General features: G+C 56.2%; 17 protein-coding genes. 9 read left to right on the forward strand and 8 right to left on the reverse strand.

All coding sequences use genetic code 11. The annotated features are described in order from the left end of the window. Positions 1–48 precede the first annotated feature (48 nt). The 6 genes from Q0932_RS13490 to Q0932_RS13515 all read left to right on the forward strand — a co-directional run bounded on the left by Q0932_RS13490 (position 49) and on the right by Q0932_RS13515 (position 5933). Positions 49–405 carry a nuclear transport factor 2 family protein gene (locus Q0932_RS13490; RefSeq protein WP_299353905.1) on the forward strand — a complete coding sequence of 119 codons (357 nt, stop codon included), beginning with the start codon at positions 49–51 and terminating at the stop codon, positions 403–405. Beyond that, positions 402–1994 carry an ABC transporter ATP-binding protein gene (locus tag Q0932_RS13495; protein ID WP_299353908.1) on the forward strand — a complete coding sequence of 531 codons (1593 nt, stop codon included), beginning with the start codon at positions 402–404 and terminating at the stop codon, positions 1992–1994. The genes Q0932_RS13490 and Q0932_RS13495 overlap by 4 nt, the downstream gene beginning before the upstream one ends. A gap of 1 nt (position 1995) precedes the next feature. Beyond that, positions 1996–3090, forward strand: coding sequence for an ABC transporter permease (locus tag Q0932_RS13500; protein WP_299353911.1), 1095 nt, complete (start codon positions 1996–1998; stop codon positions 3088–3090). Next, positions 3090–4058 (forward strand): ABC transporter permease, encoded by a 969-nt coding sequence (locus Q0932_RS13505; RefSeq protein WP_299353914.1) that lies wholly within the window; start codon positions 3090–3092, stop codon positions 4056–4058. The genes Q0932_RS13500 and Q0932_RS13505 overlap by 1 nt, the downstream gene beginning before the upstream one ends. 191 nt (positions 4059–4249) lie before the next feature. Beyond that, entirely contained in the window at positions 4250–5167 is a 918-nt protein-coding gene (locus Q0932_RS13510) for a sulfite exporter TauE/SafE family protein (RefSeq protein ID WP_299353918.1), read from the forward strand. 1 nt (position 5168) lies between these two features. Then, positions 5169–5933, forward strand: a complete 765-nt coding sequence (locus Q0932_RS13515) for a TIGR02186 family protein (RefSeq protein WP_299353920.1) — start codon at positions 5169–5171, stop codon at positions 5931–5933. Here Q0932_RS13515 and Q0932_RS13520 read toward each other — a convergent pair whose 3' ends face one another. The 7 genes from Q0932_RS13520 to Q0932_RS13550 all read right to left on the reverse strand — a co-directional run bounded on the left by Q0932_RS13520 (position 5934) and on the right by Q0932_RS13550 (position 12874). After that, positions 5934–6668, reverse strand: a complete 735-nt coding sequence (locus Q0932_RS13520; RefSeq protein ID WP_299353923.1) for an SDR family oxidoreductase — start codon at positions 6666–6668, stop codon at positions 5934–5936. Next, positions 6665–8191, reverse strand: coding sequence for an ATP-dependent DNA helicase (locus Q0932_RS13525; RefSeq protein WP_299353926.1), 1527 nt, complete (start codon positions 8189–8191; stop codon positions 6665–6667). The genes Q0932_RS13520 and Q0932_RS13525 overlap by 4 nt, the downstream gene beginning before the upstream one ends. Before the next feature lie 41 nt (positions 8192–8232). After that, a complete protein-coding gene (locus Q0932_RS13530; RefSeq protein ID WP_299353929.1) occupies positions 8233–8883 on the reverse strand; it encodes an acyl-homoserine-lactone synthase in 651 nt (216 codons plus the stop codon). Positions 8884–8972: 89 nt separating this feature from the next. Beyond that, positions 8973–9686 carry a LuxR family transcriptional regulator gene (locus Q0932_RS13535; protein ID WP_299354107.1) on the reverse strand — a complete coding sequence of 238 codons (714 nt, stop codon included), beginning with the start codon at positions 9684–9686 and terminating at the stop codon, positions 8973–8975. Next, positions 9631–9846 (reverse strand): hypothetical protein, encoded by a 216-nt coding sequence (locus tag Q0932_RS13540; protein ID WP_299353932.1) that lies wholly within the window; start codon positions 9844–9846, stop codon positions 9631–9633. The genes Q0932_RS13535 and Q0932_RS13540 overlap by 56 nt, the downstream gene beginning before the upstream one ends. 231 nt (positions 9847–10077) lie before the next feature. Next, positions 10078–11364, reverse strand: a complete 1287-nt coding sequence (gene ccrA / locus Q0932_RS13545) for a crotonyl-CoA carboxylase/reductase (RefSeq protein WP_299353935.1) — start codon at positions 11362–11364, stop codon at positions 10078–10080. Positions 11365–11515: 151 nt separating this feature from the next. Continuing rightward, a complete protein-coding gene (locus Q0932_RS13550) occupies positions 11516–12874 on the reverse strand; it encodes a 1-acyl-sn-glycerol-3-phosphate acyltransferase (RefSeq protein WP_299353938.1) in 1359 nt (452 codons plus the stop codon). A 74-nt stretch (positions 12875–12948) separates the two neighbouring features. Between Q0932_RS13550 and Q0932_RS13555 the strand changes: the two genes are divergently transcribed. The 3 genes from Q0932_RS13555 (at position 12949) to deoD (ending at position 16467) form a co-directional block, all read left to right on the forward strand. Continuing rightward, positions 12949–13569, forward strand: coding sequence for a GNAT family N-acetyltransferase (locus Q0932_RS13555; protein ID WP_299353941.1), 621 nt, complete (start codon positions 12949–12951; stop codon positions 13567–13569). Positions 13570–13641: 72 nt separating this feature from the next. Further along, positions 13642–15609 (forward strand): protein meaA, encoded by a 1968-nt coding sequence (locus Q0932_RS13560; RefSeq protein WP_299353944.1) that lies wholly within the window; start codon positions 13642–13644, stop codon positions 15607–15609. A gap of 150 nt (positions 15610–15759) precedes the next feature. Next, on the forward strand, positions 15760–16467 hold the full coding sequence (gene deoD / locus Q0932_RS13565) for a purine-nucleoside phosphorylase (RefSeq protein WP_299353946.1): 708 nt from the start codon (positions 15760–15762) through the stop codon (positions 16465–16467). Here deoD and Q0932_RS13570 read toward each other — a convergent pair. Beyond that, positions 16444–17319, reverse strand: a complete 876-nt coding sequence (locus Q0932_RS13570) for a LysR family transcriptional regulator (RefSeq protein WP_299353949.1) — start codon at positions 17317–17319, stop codon at positions 16444–16446. The two genes, deoD and Q0932_RS13570, sit on opposite strands and share 24 nt — an antisense overlap. Positions 17320–17420: the final 101 nt, after the last annotated feature.

The following is a 17420-nucleotide window of genomic DNA, read 5'->3' on the forward strand; positions in this document are numbered from 1 at the left end:
GGGGCCGTGCCACTGCGGCGCGGCCCTTTGCTTTTGGGGAAGCAGCATATGTCTCAAGTCATCGACGCCTTTTTTGCCGCCTGGGGGGAAACCGACCCCAAGCTTCGCGCCGCAACATTGCGCAGGTGCCTGTCTGATGACGTTGCTTATCTGGATCCTCGCCTGACCGAACCCCTGAAGGGGATTGAGGCCGTTGAAGGCTATGTGGCGATGTATTCGACATATGCACCCGGTGCGACGGCTGAGGTCATCCAGCAAACCCAGGATGGCCAGACGACCCGCGCTTCGGTTGCCTTTCGTATGAGCGACGAAACCGTCCAACATGGCCACTACTTCATAGAAGCTGACGACCAAGGACGCCTGACGCGTCTTGAGGGGCATGTCGGCTTGGGAGAAACTGAATGACCGCTCCTGCAATTGAACTCAAAGGCATCTCAAAAGCCTTTGGCCCTGTTCAGGCCAATAAGGACATCTCGATTTCCGTTCAACCGGGCACAATCCATGGCATTATCGGCGAAAACGGCGCTGGAAAATCAACTTTGATGTCAATCCTTTACGGCTTTTACAAAGCCGACAAAGGTGAGATTTTCATTAAGGGTCAAAAGACCCAGATTCCAGACAGCCAGGCCGCGATTGCCGCCGGCATCGGCATGGTGTTTCAGCACTTCAAGCTGGTCGAAAACTTCACAGTTCTGGAGAACATCATCCTTGGCGCGGAAGACGGCGCTTTGCTGCGTCCGTCTCTTGCGAAAGCGCGCAAAGAACTGCAGCACCTCGCCGAGGAATACGAGCTGAACATCGACCCGGATGCGGTGATTGAAAACCTGAGCGTCGGGCATCAGCAACGGGTCGAAATCCTCAAGGCTCTGTACCGCAAGGCTGACATTCTCATCCTGGATGAACCCACAGGCGTGCTGACACCTGCCGAGGCAGATCAACTGTTCCGCATTCTTGATCGCCTGCGTGAAGAAGGCAAAACCATTATCCTGATCACCCACAAGCTGCGCGAGATTATGGACATCACCAACACGGTAAGCGTGATGCGACGTGGCGAGATGACGGCGACGGTTAAGACGGCAGAGACCAGCCCGGAACATTTGGCCGAGTTGATGGTCGGCCGTAAAGTTTTGTTGCGCGTTGACAAAAAGCCTGCATCGCCCGGCGAGGTGGTTTTGGAAGTCGAAGGACTGCGTGTTGTCGATGACAAGGGTGTTGAACGCGTCAAAGGCATCGACCTGACAGTCCGCAAGGGCGAAATTCTGGGCATTGCAGGCGTCGCAGGCAATGGCCAGTCAGAGCTGTTGGAAGTCTTGGGCGGTTTTGCCAATGCGACAGGCGAAATTCGTGTGAACGGCCAGCCTATCGATTTGACCGGGCGCCACAGCGATGGCCAGTCCCGGCGCGCACGCGGCATCGCGCATGTGCCTGAAGACCGGCAGCGCGAAGGCCTTATCATGGAATACACCGCATGGGAGAACATGGTGTTCGGCTATCATCTGGACCCCGAGTACCAGTCGGGTCTGTTGATGGACAATGCAGGCATTCAAGAGCTGGCTCAGGAGAAAATGGATCGCTTCGACGTGCGTCCACCGCATCCCAAGCTGGCCGCTAAAAACTTCTCGGGCGGCAATCAGCAAAAGATCGTTCTGGCGCGTGAGATTGAGAGGAACCCGGATTTGCTGTTGGTCGGCCAGCCCACGCGCGGCGTGGACATTGGTGCGATCGAGTTTATCCACCAGCAAATCGTCAACCTGCGTGATGAAGGTAAAGCGATCCTGTTGGTGAGTGTCGAACTGGAAGAAATTCTGTCCCTCAGCGACCGCATCGCGGTGATGTTTGACGGCCACGTCATGGGAGAGCGCATGCCCGACCAGACAGATGAGAAAGAACTTGGCCTATTGATGGCAGGTGTTACACAAGAACCAAACGCGGATACGGCCAAAGTGGTGGACCAGCAGTTTGCCTTGCAAGACGAAGAGCGGGGGGGCGCATAAGATGGAAAAGATGCCACATTGGGCCGATATCGTCCTTATTCCTCTGATCTCACTTTTGTTGGCGGCGTTCCTTTCAGCGCTTGTGATCCTCGCGATTGGAGAAAATCCCTGGACCGCCTTTAAGCTTATGGTCGATGGCGCTCTGATGCGCTCGGCGGGCTGGGGTTATACGCTCTATTACGCCACCAACTTTATGTTCACCGGCCTTGCCGTATCCGTCGCGTTCCATGCGCGGATGTTCAACATCGGGGGCGAAGGTCAGGCGATGCTTGGGGGGTTGGGCGTTGCCTATATCTGCCTGTTTATCCCTTGGCCGCATTGGTCACTGGCCTTGCTGGGGGCCAGTGTTGGAGCGGCGGCGTTCGGGGCCTTTTGGGCGCTGATCCCGGCCTACCTGCAGGCCAAGCGCGGCAGCCATATCGTGATCACCACGATCATGTTCAACTTTATCGCTGCAGCTGTTCTGAACTATATACTCGTCAATGTCCTACGCCCGCCACGTTCGATGGATCCGGCGACGGCAAAGTTTCCCGAGGCCACGCATTTGCCGACGTTCCGAGACATGTTTTCGACAGCCGAGAACATCATGTTCCGAGGCGCACCAGCCAACGTGACGTTCTTTCTTGCCATCGCGGCCTGTGTTCTTGTCTGGTACCTGATCTGGCGCACCCGGCTGGGCTATGAAATTCGCGCGTTTGGGTTTTCAGAAAGCGGCGCGAAATACGCGGGTATTTCACCTGTCCGGATCACCATCATCGCGATGGTCATCTCGGGCGCGCTGGCGGGCATGATGTCAGTCAACACCACGATGGGCGAAAGCGAACGCCTAATCCTTAACTCGACCGAAGGCGCCGGGTTTATCGGGATCGCCGTGGCATTGATGGGTCGCAACCATCCGTTTGGCGTGTTCCTCGCCGCGATCCTCTTTGGGTTCCTCTATCAAGGCGGCGCCGAATTGGCGCTCTGGACAGACATCCCACGCGAATTGATCGTGGTCATTCAGGCCCTGGTGATCCTGTTCACCGGGGCGTTGGACAACATGGTCAGGATGCCTCTGGAGAAATTGTTCATGGCTTTGCGGAAAGGAGACGCGTGATGGATTTCGTGACCCTTCTGCAGGTGCTGGATTCGACCGTTCGTCTGGCTACCCCATTGTTGCTGGCCTGTCTGGCGGGCCTGTTCTCGGAACGTGCCGGGATTTTTGATATCGGCCTTGAAGGCAAAATGCTGGCGGCGGCGTTCTTTTCTGCCGCCATCGCCTACATGTCTGGAAACGTCTGGTTGGGGCTACTCGCCGGGATCGGTGCGTCAATGGCTCTGTCTCTTTTGCATGGGCTGGCCTCGATCCAGTTCCGAGGCAACCAGCTTATTTCCGGCGTTGCTATCAACTTTCTTGCCGCAGGCATCACAGTTCTGGTCGCCGAGGACTGGTTCAGTCAGGGCGGGCGCACGCCCTCGTTGCAAGGTGCCGCCCGGTTCGATCCCATTATGCTGCCTTTCGCGGAAACGCTACAATCCGTGCCAGTGCTGGGCCCGATTTACTATGAGCTGATTTCGGGGCATTCGATCCTTGTTTACATCGCCTTTGCCATGGTGCCACTGACGTGGTGGGTTCTGTTCCGCACGAGGTTTGGCCTGCGCTTGCGCGCGGTGGGCGAGAACCCCGCAGCCGTGGACACAGCTGGCGTATCGGTGATCGGGCTGCGCTATGCCGCGGTAATGATCTGTGGCGTGCTCTGTGGCATTGCGGGCGCATATCTTGCCACATCACTGCAGGCCGGCTTTGTCAAAGACATGTCAGCCGGGCGCGGCTTTATTGCATTGGCAGCTTTGATTTTTGCCAAGTGGCGGCCTTGGCATGCGCTGGGTACCTGCTTGTTGTTTGGCTTGTTCCAAGTTGTAGAACTGCGCCCCGACGTCATTGAGACGATGTTGGGAGTCAAAGTTCAGGTGCAGTTCCTTAGTGCGTTGCCCTACATCCTGACCGTCGTGATCCTCGCCGGGTTTGTGGGCAAGGCCATCCCGCCTCGAGCCGGCGGCGAACCCTACGTGAAAGAGCGCTGATTCCACTCCCGGCGGCGCTACACGGCGGCGCCGGAGAAACGCCAATTTCTCGTGATTTTTGGCACCTCAAGTATTATAAATGGTACTTTTGGTACCAAAACACGGCAAAGTATGTCCAAAATCAACGATTCCGGCGGTCCAACCCGATTGGGCCGCTTGCAATGCTGCACTGCGTCACGCTAACAGTGAGTATGCAGATATACCTCCCGATTGCCGAAGTTTCCGTGAACGCTTTTCTCCTGCTCGGATTGGGTGGAATCGTGGGCATTCTATCCGGAATGTTTGGTGTCGGCGGCGGCTTCTTGATGACGCCGCTTTTGTTTTTTATTGGCATCCCACCTGCCGTGGCTGTTGCCACTGAAGCCAACCAGATCGTCGCGTCTTCGTTTTCCGGCGTTCTTGCACACTTAAAGCGAAAAACCGTCGATCTGAAGATGGGTGTCGTGTTGCTGATCGGAGGCTTAGCGGGGGCCGCGCTCGGGGTCTTTGTCTTCAATTACCTCAAGTCACTCGGCCAAGTCGATCTCTTGGTCAAGCTTTGCTATGTGGTTTTCCTTGGCGTGATCGGTGGACTGATGTTCATCGAAAGCCTGAATGCTATCCGAAAGTCCCGTAAAAACGGCCCCCCGACAAAACGCAAAAACCACAACTGGATTCACGGCCTTCCGTTCAAAATGCGGTTTCGGGTTTCGGGACTCTATATTTCGGTAATACCACCGCTGATCGTTGGCCTCTTCGTCGGTGTTCTTGCGGCCATCATGGGTGTTGGCGGCGGGTTCATCATGGTTCCCGCGATGATCTATCTTCTGGGCATGCCCACAAAGGTGGTGGTCGGCACCTCGCTGTTCCAGATCATTTTCGTTACCGCCTTTACCACGCTGCTGCACGCAACGACCAACTACACAGTGGACATGGCGTTGGCCGTTCTTTTGCTGGTCGGTGGCGTGATTGGCGCCCAGATCGGCACGCGGATCGGCACCCGCCTTAAGGCCGAGCAATTGCGCATCCTTCTGGCACTGATGGTACTGGTGGTCTGTGGCAAGCTTGCGCTGGATCTGTTGCTCATGCCAACCGAGTTGTATTCGCTTGGCGCGGCAGGAGGGCATTAAGATGTTTCTACGTCTGTTCGCTCTGCTCGCCCTGCTCACCGGCCCGGTTGCCGCCGAAGAAGTTGTTCTGGGAATGAGCCAGAACCGTGTTGCTATCACGGCCAATTTCGACGGCTCTGAGATCCTTTTGTTTGGCGCTGTGAAGCGCGAGACTTCCATTCAGGACTCGCCGCCGCTGGAAGTTGTGATTGCCGTCTCTGGCCCGCTGCAACCCGTCACCGTGCGTAAAAAGTCCAAAAAGCTCGGGATTTGGGTGAACACGGAAAGCGTTGACGTCGACTACGCACCCAGCTTTTACGCGATTGCAACCAGCGCCCCTTTTGACGACGTCATGAGCCATGTGGATGATCTGCGCTACAGAGTGTCTATCCCACGCATGATCCGCTCGGTCGGGGCGCCGATGGACGTTCAGAATGCCCAGCGTTTCTCAGACGCAGTTCTGCGAATTCGCACGAACAACGGATTGTATCAGATGCTTGAAGGCACGGTGGACATAGATCAGCAAACTCTGTTTCGCACATCCATTGCCATGCCCGCCAACCTCACCGAAGGGGATTATCCCACGCGCATCTTCCTGACCCGCGGTGGCAAGGTCATTTCGCATTATGAAACGATCATTGATGTGCGCAAGGTCGGGTTGGAACGCTGGCTTTACAATCTGTCACGTGAACAGCCGCTGGTTTACGGAATTCTCTCTCTGGCCATCGCGATTTTCGCGGGCTGGGGCGCTTCGGCAGCCTTTCAGGTTCTACGTCGTGGCGGGTGATTATCCACGCCCGATGTAAGGCATTTTTGTCGCCATCACCGTCATGAACTGAACATTCGCTTCTGGTGGCATTTCCGCCATGTGCAGGACAGAGCGCGCGGCTTCATCCACGTTCATGCTGGGCATCAGTTCCGCGTTCGGGTCTGCAGCGAGAATGCGGGCGTTCAGATCACGCACCATATCGGTTTCGGCGTTGCCAATATCGATCTGGCTGCAGGCAATATCAAACGCACGACCGTCCAGTGAGAGGCTGCGCGTCATGCCGGTAATCGCGTGTTTTGAGGTTGTATAGGACACGGATCCCGGTCGCGGATTGTGGGCAGACAACGACCCGTTGTTGATGATCCGCCCACCTTGGGGGGATTGATGCCGCATGAGCTCAAACGCAAGCTGGGCGCAGATGAACATACCACGCACATTGACGTTAAGAACCTCTTCGAAACTGTTCAAAGGCACCTCATCGATTGGACCCGCAGTTCCAAACATTCCGGCATTGTTGAACAGCACGTCCAAACGACCCGTCTGATCCGTGAACTGTTTAAAGGCCTCTGCCATTTGGTTTTGATTGGTCACATCTGCAGGCAAGGAAATGGCGTTGTCGTAACCAGCGGCCAAATCGTTCAGGCGTTCGGCCCGACGGGCCACAAGTCCGACGTGCCAGCCAGCTTTCAGAAAGACTTCGGCCGTAGCGGCGCCAATTCCAGAGCTCGCTCCGGTAATAAGAATGGTCTTCACGTCGTTTCCTCCTGTGTAAGCGTCAAGGGAGCTGGCGCGACTCGCAAATCATCCACACGCAATGGTCCCGAAGGGCGCGACAAACGGTTGCGCACCACCCAATGCAGGCGTTCCTGCGCACGCGTGATTGCGACGTAGGCCAGACGCTTCCACAGGGGTTGCCCAGCTTCGATACGCCCCATTTTCGAGGCCACATAGAGGTCTGGGGCAAAGACCTGAACGTCTTCCCACTGCGAGCCTTGGGCCTTGTGAATGGTGACCGCAGCGCCATGCAAAAATGTTGCCCCCATGCGCGCAGCAAACGGGATAAAGGGTTCTTCCTCGTCCGGTTTTTCGATTTTAACGATCGAAGCCGCAGAGACTTGCGGGTCTTCTGCACCAATCACGTGCAACCGGGAAAACCCGGGTTTGCGCCCTGGTTCGAGATAGATCACCTGCGCCCCCTTGATCAGGCCTCGCGCCTCAAGGTCCAACCGCTTTTTGCGGTGTTTCAGGGGCAGTTCAATGCCATCACAAATCAAAGGCTCGCCTTCCAGCAGCATATCATCTGGTGCGTCATAGACCGCCCGGAAGGCGTTGATCAGGCGAATGCGCGTCGCGTTACGCCAAACAAGAACGGGGCTGCGGGCCATCAGATCTACCTCAACCCGTTGGCTCCAAACCACACGATCATCGCGTTTCGCTGCTTCCTCGATCATCTGCTCAAAGGATTGAAAATCAAGCATCGGGTCGGCCAACGCGTGGGCGAGATCGAGAATTGGGTTATCCGCATCCTGACGGTGGATACGTTGCAACTCGAATTTCGAGTCCACTGGCATCGTGTCGAAAACCATCGCCCCGGATTGGTTCACCGGGGCCAGCTGCGCCGGGTCGCCAAACAGTAAAAGCGTTGAGAAGATCTCTTTCAGATCCTCAAACTGGCGGTCATCCAGCATCGATCCTTCGTCAACAAACCCAATATCAAGTGGTTCGTCGCGACGCTTCCATCCAGTGATGAAATCCGACCCACGCAAGCCAGCAGCGGCCAGCGCGCCGGGGATGGATTTGTGACTCTGATAAAAGGCATGCGCGCGGTTCAAGGCCTCATCCGTCAGGCCCTCAATCTCGGGGCGCTCACCCTGCCCGGCCAACCACTCCGCTATACGTTCATATTCGGGATCATAGACCGGGGTATAGAGAATGCGGTGGATCGTGGTTGCCGGCACACCCCGCATACGCAGCACGCTCGCGGCCTTGTTGGTTGGGGCCAAGATGGCCAGCGTCCGGCGATCCTTGTGCTTTTTACCCTCATAGTCGCCGGAAACAATTGTCACCCCAGCAGAATCAAGCTCTTTCACCAATTCCGCAAGCAACAGGGTTTTGCCGGACCCGGCCTTTCCCACCACCGCGGCGACGGAGGATTTGCCGTCCCGTGGAGGCGTTAGAAGATTGTCCTCCAGATCAACACCCGCCGCGCGCAGCATCTCGGTGATGTTGTCAAAGGCAGCAGCCTGATCGTGGGAAAGCGTCAGCGCGGTAGTCATGAGGCGACCCTACAGTCGCCCCGAACCAAGCGCCATGCGCATTATGCTGTTTGTGCGATTTCTCGGCCCACATCTGGCGAGGATGTCCGACCGAATGAGAGGTCAAACCATCTGCGCGACAGATCCAGTGGAATGCCTGCTCGTTCGCCAACGGCGCGACGCGACTCTTGTGAAAAACTCCACAGTCCGACACTGATTTTGTCACGACCCTCTCCCTTGGCGCCAAGCACCTCGGGTGACGAACCGATCATCCGGTAAATCCGTACCATTCGCGCATCAAAAACACCGACATAGTGTTCGACGCCGAAGCCTTCCATTACCTCGCCCCCGGCCAGCATCAGGGCGGCAGCGGTGCGTGGCTCAGCGTCGCGAGACAGACAAAATCGGGTACATTCCCAGATCAGAGGACTCATAATACGGACCCCATCGGTGATATCGAGGAAATGGTCATTCACCATACAAGGCCCGGTCGTGGGCAGCAGTCGCATCGAGCCGCCATGTGATCCATCGGGTTTCTCCCAAATCACATAAAGCGGATTCAGCTTGTCATAGTCATCATGTTCTTCTCCATCTGCATCCACGTGCACGTCCCACCCAAGGCGAACCTTGAATTGGTCAGCACGGTCGCGAAACATCGACTGTTTCAGCTTCGGAAACTTGTCCAGGTCACTGGCATAAATATAACGGATCATTCTGGCATCCCTTTCCGTTTCGGAATGGGAAGACAGCTAGCCAAGCAGGGTTAATCGCCTGCTAACGGGGCGCGCAGGCATTAACCATTTCAAACGACAATTAGGCCTCGGCTGAGAGCTCTTGCTACCGCATGAGTTGTATTTAGCGCTCCCAATTTGGAGCGAGCAGACTCGATATACACCCTGAGTGTGTGCTCTGAGATCGAGAGTGTTTCCGCAACTTGCGCACGGCTATAGCCCATCGCAATGAGGGTCATGGCATCAATTTCACGGGGGGACAGTGCACGTGACTGTTCATGATTGCGCCCTGGCTCAATCTCCAGCGCTTTCTTGTTGAACTCATGTGCTATCAGGATCAGGTCACGGCGGTTGGCATCCTTAAACCTGGCCCACTCTTCGTCAGAACAATGGTGTGACGCAGTAAATAGGGCGAACTGCCCGATAGGACCTCGGATTGGCACCGAGAAGCCCTGATTGCCGATACCATAGGCGATAGCGTCGGCCTGAAACTCGCGTGCGGCTTTTGACGACCAGTCCAGCCGCTTCCAATCTACCGGGTGAAACCTTTGATAACATCCAATAATAACGGGATCTACGCGCAAGTAATCCTTGTCCAGATACCGTTGGACCCACTCATCCGAATAAGTACCACAGCCAAACTGTTCACCACTGGAGCTGACCCAGTGGTAAACAAGATGGTCTATGCGGAAGTGATCGCGTAATTCAACAATCGTGTTTTGAAGGGCCTCAAGCCCGTGCGCGCTCTCGAGCGTTTCCAGAATAAGTTCCCGTCGAGGTATCATCCCCATGAGCCACCAAACCCGTCATGTCGGAGACACTGACAATCTCGATTGCTGCAATCTGCCGGGTTTCTTCCAGTTGATCCGCAAGAACCCTAAGGTCATTTGCATGGGCAAATGTCTTCAGATCCGCAAGAACGTCGAGTATCCAATCATATTTCATAACAACTCTCGGTTTAAGGGGTTAACGAATGGTTAACACAAGCATAGCACGAGTGCTTTCCGTTCATAAATTCGCGTAAATGCACTCCCCCAAAATAGCGGGTCAGTGGTTTCCAAAGCGTTGAAAAGCAATCATTTGGGCAAAAACAATGAAAAACCCGCGGCGCCCAGTCGGGTGCCACGGGTGATTCGGTCGTTAACCTTTACGCAACCTTAAGGTCGCGTTGGCGGATTACTTACCGGCCTCAAGAACTTCCTCAACAGTCCGCAAACCGGTTTTTGGGGCCTGAACCAGAACCGCCATGTTGCCGGGCTTGTGCTCGTTGCGCAGCATCTTGGTGTGAGCGGCAGGAATCTCGTCCCAGGCGAACACTTCGGACATGCACGGGTCGAGGCGACGTTCGCACATCAGACGGTTGGCGGACGCGGCCTGTTTCAGGTTGGCAAAGTGCGACCCCTGAAGACGTTTCTGGTGCATCCACATGTAGCGCACGTCAAAGGTGGTGTTGAACCCTGAGGTCCCCGCACAGATCACGACGATACCGCCCTTTTTCACCACAAGTGTCGAAACTGGAAAAGTTGCCTCACCGGGGTGTTCAAACACCATGTCGACGCTGACACCTTTGCCGGTGATGTCCCAGATCGCCTTGCCGAATTTGCGGGCTTCTTTCAGCCACGCATTATACTCCGGCGAGTTCACGATGGGCAGTTGGCCCCAGCAATCAAAATCCTTGCGGTTGATGACGCCTTTGGCGCCCTGATCCATAACGAACTGGCGTTTGCTTTCATCCGAGATAACACCGATCGCGTTGGCACCAGCGGTATTGGCCAGCTGGATCGCGTAAGAGCCCAAACCACCCGAAGCCCCCCAGACCAGAACATTCTGACCGGGACGCAGTTCATGCGGATGGTGACCGAACAGCATGCGATATGCGGTGGCTAGCGTAAGTGTGTAGCAGGCGGCCTCTTCCCAAGTCAGATGCTTGGGGCGTGGCATCAGCTGCTGTGCCTGCACTTTGGTGAACTGTGCGAATGATCCGTCGCCAGTCTCGTAACCCCAGATACGTTGGGTGGGGGAGAACATCGGATCGCCACCGTTACATTCTTCGTCGTCGCCGTCATCCTGATTACAGTGGATCACGACCTCGTCGCCCACTTTCCAGTTTTTGACTTTGTCGCCGACTTTCCAGACGATACCAGAGGCATCAGAGCCGGCAATGTGGAAATCCTGACCGTGGACGTCAAATGGTGAAATCGGCTGGCCAAGACCGGCCCAAACGCCGTTGTAGTTTACGCCTGCAGCCATCACGAGCACCAGCACTTCGTGGCTGTCGATCTCCCAGGTATCAACGACTTCTTTTTTGAACGATTGTTCCGGCTCACCGTGACGCTCGCGGCGGATCGCCCAAGCGTACATTTTCTTAGGCACGTAGCCCAATGGGGGCATTTCCCCGATTTCATAAAGGTCTTTCTCGGGCGCCTCGTAGGGGGCGATGGCAATATCGGTGTCCAGAGCCATTTTCGTCTCCTGAAGTTGGGTTTTGCCGCGATGCAGAATCGCGCGTCTGGTGATTTGATATGTATCACTAGGTAATATTGCAACCACAATCAGAGGAATTTTGTAATTTTATGACCCAGCAACTGCAGAAAATCTTTCTGCAGTTGCAAAATCACCTCAACAGATGGCGGATTGAATTGGCGTAGAAGGCCAGCGCATCGGATTGTTCTGGGTTTTCGCGAAAGCAGCCGTCTTCTTTCAGGATCATGCGTCGCTCGAGCAACATACGCAGTCCGGTTTCAGTTGCATAGCTCAAGTCATCGCGCGGCAAATGCACATGCGCTTTGTCCAGCTTGACGACCCAGGTTGCGAATTGAGCCTCGATTGCTGCGCGTGACACAGGCTTATCAGCGCTCTGTATAATGGCCGCCACCATCGGGACCGGCAGGATCGGCACGACATCCTCAATACGGCGCATCAGTTCCCGTCCCAAATCTTTGGTAATGTCCTTGTGCGCACCTTTGGAGAACTCTCCCAAAGACAAGGGGTGGCCAAAACTGACCGCAGCGTAACCGAATTTGTGGTAGCGCCCGCGTACCCGCAGCCAGATCTGTTTAAAGAAGAACCCCGCAATCACACTGATCCGTGCGCGAAACCCTCTCCCCCCACGGGCGTGAGCCTCAAGCAAGATACGGTCTTCGAGGACACGGTCATAATTCAGCGCCACCGGAACAAACACCACGTCGCGCACCTCCGCATCGAAGCCGTCGGTGATATACTTGAGCAATCCCAGTTTTGGAATTTGTGGTGCGCCGTTCAGCGACAAGCCACCTTCGGGAAACATGGCCTGCGAGACACCGCCATCGGTTGCAAGCCGCACGTATCTGGCCAGTACCTTGCGATACAACGCATTACGCGATTTGCGGCGGATAAAGTATGCGCCCATTGCCTTGATCAGGCGTGACAGCGGCCAAACCCGCGCCCATTCACCAACAGCATAGGCCAGAGCAGACCGCTCTGCCGCCAAATAGGTCACAAGCACGTAATCCATGTTGGAGCGGTGGTTCATAACGAACACAACAGTTGAGTCGCGTGGAATGTTCTGAATCCCGATCTCATCAAAATGTGCAAGGCGGACACGGTAGAGAGCCTGGCTCAGAAATCTCGCAACCCGAATGGCAAACCCAAAGTAGGCCGATGCGCTGAACGAAGGCACAATCTCGCGCGCGTATCTCTTGGCCTCTTCAAAGGCGACGTTCTCGGGTATGCCCTGCTCGCGGGCATGTTCGACAATCGCAGCCGTCACGTCCGGATGATACATTAGGCGCTGGATCATGTCATGTCGACGAGCCAACTTGAAGGGTTCGATCGGACGTTCAAGGCGTTCATTCAGACGCTTAACAGCCCGCTCCATACGACGTCGAAAAAACCATCTTACGGAGGGGAACAACAAATGGCTGGCAGCTGTGACCGCTGCAAAAAGCAGGATCAGAACGAATAGCCAAATCGGAAGTTCTATCGTCGACATCATCCAACGACCCTTGCAGGACCGATGCGCCGGGTAAATATAAAACTGTAGCGTCACGGTAAGAGGGCCGACAACCGATGTCTGAATTCACCATACACCGCGGATTTGAGCCCGAGCAGTCAGAACACGTGGCGCGCCTGTATTGGACGGCTTTTGCGAGCAAACTCACGAAACTGATGGGGCCGGATGACAAGGGCATCAGTTTTTTCACCTCTGTCGTGGACCCTGAATTTGCGCTGACGGCCATTGGGGCTGGCGGCGAAGTTCTGGGGGTCGCAGGCTTCAAGACTTCTGAGGGTGGTCTGGCCGGCGGAGATCTCCGCGATCTGGCAAAAGTGTACGGTTGGGTCGGTGCGATTTGGCGTGGACTGCTGCTATCGGTGTTGGAGCGTGACCTCGCAGATAACTCTCTATTGATGGACGGTATATGCGTTTCTGAAACCGCACGCGGGCAAGGCGTGGGAACGGCCTTGTTGGCCGCAATCAAAGAAGAAGCCTGCGCAAGAGGTCTGCAAGACGTCCGTCTTGACGTGATCGACACAAACCCTCGCGCACGAGCACTCTATGAGCGCCAAGGCTTCACCGCCGGAGAAACCCAATACCTTGGCCCGCTGCGCTATATCTTTGGCTTTCGCTCGAGCGTTGCGATGCGTTATGCTGTACCTGCAAAGGAAATACGCCGCGACGCAGCGAATTGACTTGCACATGATATTTCGAATATCTACCCTCTGACGCAATAAAATTGCCCAACCGATTCACGAGGACGTTCCATGTCGCAGACGCAGAAAGATCGCCCCTGGCTCATCCGGACCTATGCAGGTCACTCGACCGCCAAGGCTTCAAACGCGCTTTACCGGTCTAATCTGGAAAAGGGTCAGACAGGGCTTTCCGTGGCCTTCGACCTGCCGACCCAGACCGGCTATGACAGCGATCATGTGCTGAGCCGTGGCGAAGTGGGAAAAGTGGGCGTGCCCGTCTGCCATCTGGGCGACATGCGCACCTTGTTTGACCAGATCCCGCTGGACCAGATGAACACCTCGATGACGATCAACGCGACAGCACCTTGGTTGTTGTCGCTCTATATTGCCGCCGCCGAAGAACAGGGCGCGGATATCTCAAAACTGCAGGGCACCGTTCAGAACGATCTGATCAAGGAATACCTGTCGCGTGGCACCTATATCTGTCCGCCAAAGCCGTCGCTCAAGATGATCGCGGACGTGGCAGAGTATTGCTATACAAACGTGCCCAAATGGAACCCGATGAACGTTTGTTCCTACCACCTGCAAGAGGCCGGCGCGACGCCTGAACAGGAACTGGCCTTTGCACTAGCCACCGGCATCGCGGTTCTGGATGAATTGCGCCCACGCGTACCTGCGGAAGATTTCGGCCCGATGGTGGCGCGGATTTCGTTTTTCGTGAACGCGGGTATCCGGTTCGTGACCGAGATGTGCAAGATGCGCGCCTTTGTCGATCTGTGGGACGAAATCTGTCAGGAGCGCTATGGCGTAACCGACCCCAAACACCGCCGCTTCCGCTATGGTGTGCAGGTAAACTCGCTGGGTCTGACCGAGCAACAGCCCGAAAACAACGTCTACCGCATCCTGATCGAGATGCTGGCTGTGACGCTGTCGAAAAAGGCCCGCGCGCGTGCCGTGCAACTGCCTGCTTGGAACGAAGCTCTTGGCCTGCCGCGTCCCTGGGACCAGCAATGGTCGATGCGCATGCAGCAGATCATGGCCTTTGAGACCGACCTCTTGGAGTACGATGACCTGTTTGACGGCAACCCCGCCGTGGACCGCAAGGTCGAAGAGCTAAAAAACGGCGCACGCCACGAACTGGCCAACCTTGGCTCTATGGGTGGTGCCATTGGCGCGATCGACTACATGAAATCGCGGTTGGTCGAGTCCAACGCTGAGCGTCTGAACCGCATCGAGGCCGGTGAAACCGTTGTTGTTGGGGTGAACAAATATCAACAGGGTGAGGCTTCGCCTTTGATGACCGGTGATGGTGGCATCATGGTTGTCGACCCTGCGGTGGAACAAGAACAGATCAACCGCCTGAATGATTGGCGCTCTGAGCGTGACAATGACGCTGTTGAGAAAGCCCTCGCCGATCTGCGTGCCGCCGCCAAAGCAGGCGAAAACGTCATGCCCGCATCGATTGCTGCGGCCAAGGCGGGTGTCACCACAGGTGAATGGGCCGCACAGATGCGCAGCATTCACGGTGAATATCGCGGCCCAACCGGAGTCTCTGGCTCGCCTTCGAACAAGACCGAAGGCTTGGACGATTTGCGCAATGCCGTGGATGCCGTGTCGGACAAACTGGGCCGTCGCCTGAAGTTCGTCATCGGCAAACCGGGTTTGGACGGCCACTCAAACGGGGCCGAGCAAATTGCTTTCCGGGCGCGTGATTGCGGTATGGACATCGAATACGACGGCATCCGCCTGACCCCGGAAGAGCTTGTTGCGTCTGCCATCGACACCAAGGCCCATGTGGTTGGCCTTTCGATCCTGTCAGGCAGCCATATCCCGCTGGTTGAGGACATGATGAACCGTATGCGCGAAGCAGGTCTGGGCGATGTTCCTGTCGTTGTGGGCGGCATCATCCCTGACGACGACGCGGATCGGTTGCGCGCAATGGGCGTGGCACGGGTTTATACGCCAAAGGATTTTGAGCTGAACACGATCATGATGGATGTCGTGACACTGGTCGATCCCAAGGCCGTCGCCGCCGAGTAACCTGGCCCGGTGCCAGATTGTAAAAAGCCCCAAAGCCGAAAGCTCCGGGGCCTTTGCCTTCGGCGAGAGTATTTTTGGCAATACGAAGACTTGGCGTTGTGCAGGCGTAAAGCAGTGGTATTCTGACCTTCTGTTTAATCGGAGCGAGCCATGACAGTTCACATCGGAGCCAAACCCGGCGATATCGCCGAAACCGTCCTCATGCCCGGCGATCCCTATCGCGCGAAATGGGCAGCCGAGACATTTCTGCAGGACGCGGTCTGCGTCAACGAAGTGCGCGGCATGTTGGGCTTTACCGGGACCTGGAAAGGCAACCGCGTAACCATTCACGGCTCGGGCATGGGAATGCCATCGCTGTCGATCTATGCCAATGAGTTGATCCGTGATTATGGCGCCCAGACCCTGATCCGCATCGGGTCCTGCGGCGGCATGCAAGACAGCGTCAAAGTGCGCGACGTGATCGTGGCCATGACCGCGTCGAGCTTGTCGACCCCCTCTTCGGGCATTTTCAAGGAATTGAACTTTGCGCCTTGTGCGGATTGGTCCCTATTGAAAGCTGCTGTTGCAGCGGCAGAAGCCAAGGGCACACCAACCCACGTCGGGGGCATTTATTCGTCAGACGTGTTTTATGACGAACGGGCCGACCTGAATGAACAGATGACCCGCCACGGCATTCTTGGCGTCGAAATGGAAGCCGCCGAGCTTTACAATCTGGCAGCCCGGCACGGGCGACGCGCATTGGCAGTGCTGACCGTCAGCGATCATCTCCTTACCGGTGAGGCCCTGCCGTCCGAAGATCGCGAACGCAGCTTTGGCGATATGGTGGAAATCGCGCTAGAAGCCGCTTTCGCTGGATAAGTGATCCATCAACTGCGCCAGCGGGCCCACGGCTGGCTGGCGCGTTGAAAGTGACAAAGCCAATCCCGTGGCAACCAGGGATGGAAACGGATAGACCAGCCTGCCCGCCTCCACGAGTGGCGCAATCAGGCATTCGTGTCCCATCAACACACCGCCACCGTTGACGGCCTCTTGCACAGCGAGGGCGTAGAGCGAATAACTTGGGCCGCGAAGGCGGCCGGTCAAATCAGCGGCATTCTGAGCCAACCACAAATCCCAATCACCAACCCACACACTGTCGGCCAGACATGGGACGTTCAGAAGGTCGTGAGGTTTGCGCAAATTCTCTGCCAACTGCGGAGAACAGGCAGGGCGGACAACATCTGTTGCGATCTGGTGCGGGGCGCCCTCCGGCACCATGAACAAGGCAATGTCGAACTGCTCACGTTCTAAATTCGGTGGATGTTCCATGGCCGTCAAAGACAGCTCAAGCGCCGGGTATGCCTGACGTAGTTCCGGGAGTCTCGGCGACAACCAAAGCTGAGCAACTGCTGGCGAGGCCGCAATATGAATGCGTTGGGGCGTTGCTGCCTGACGCAAGGCGCTGACGGCGTCGCCAAGCGCGTCAAAGGCGGTCTCCAACAGTGGCCCAACGGTTTTTCCAACAGGTGTCAGAACCACCCCATGTGCGCGCCTTTCAAACAGCGGCTCCCCCGCCCATGCTTCAAGCTGCTTTACCTGTTGAGCGACGGCTCCCGGAGTCACGCACAACTCGTCTGCAGCCCGGGTAAACCCGCCAAGACGAGCAGCAGCCTCAAAGGCGCGCAGGGCGTTGAGGGGTGGAGACGGTGGGCGAGGAGGTTTGACAGGCATCAGATAGACTCAGTTTTTCTATGCCTAGTTTACAAGAAAATTCGTTTGCGCCCACCCCTGTCCTGAGATTGATTGCTCTCAGAAACTTTGGTGGAGAATCA

Origin of the sequence: uncultured Shimia sp. (assembly GCF_947498095.1) — a bacterium.
GTDB lineage: Bacteria > Pseudomonadota > Alphaproteobacteria > Rhodobacterales > Rhodobacteraceae > Shimia.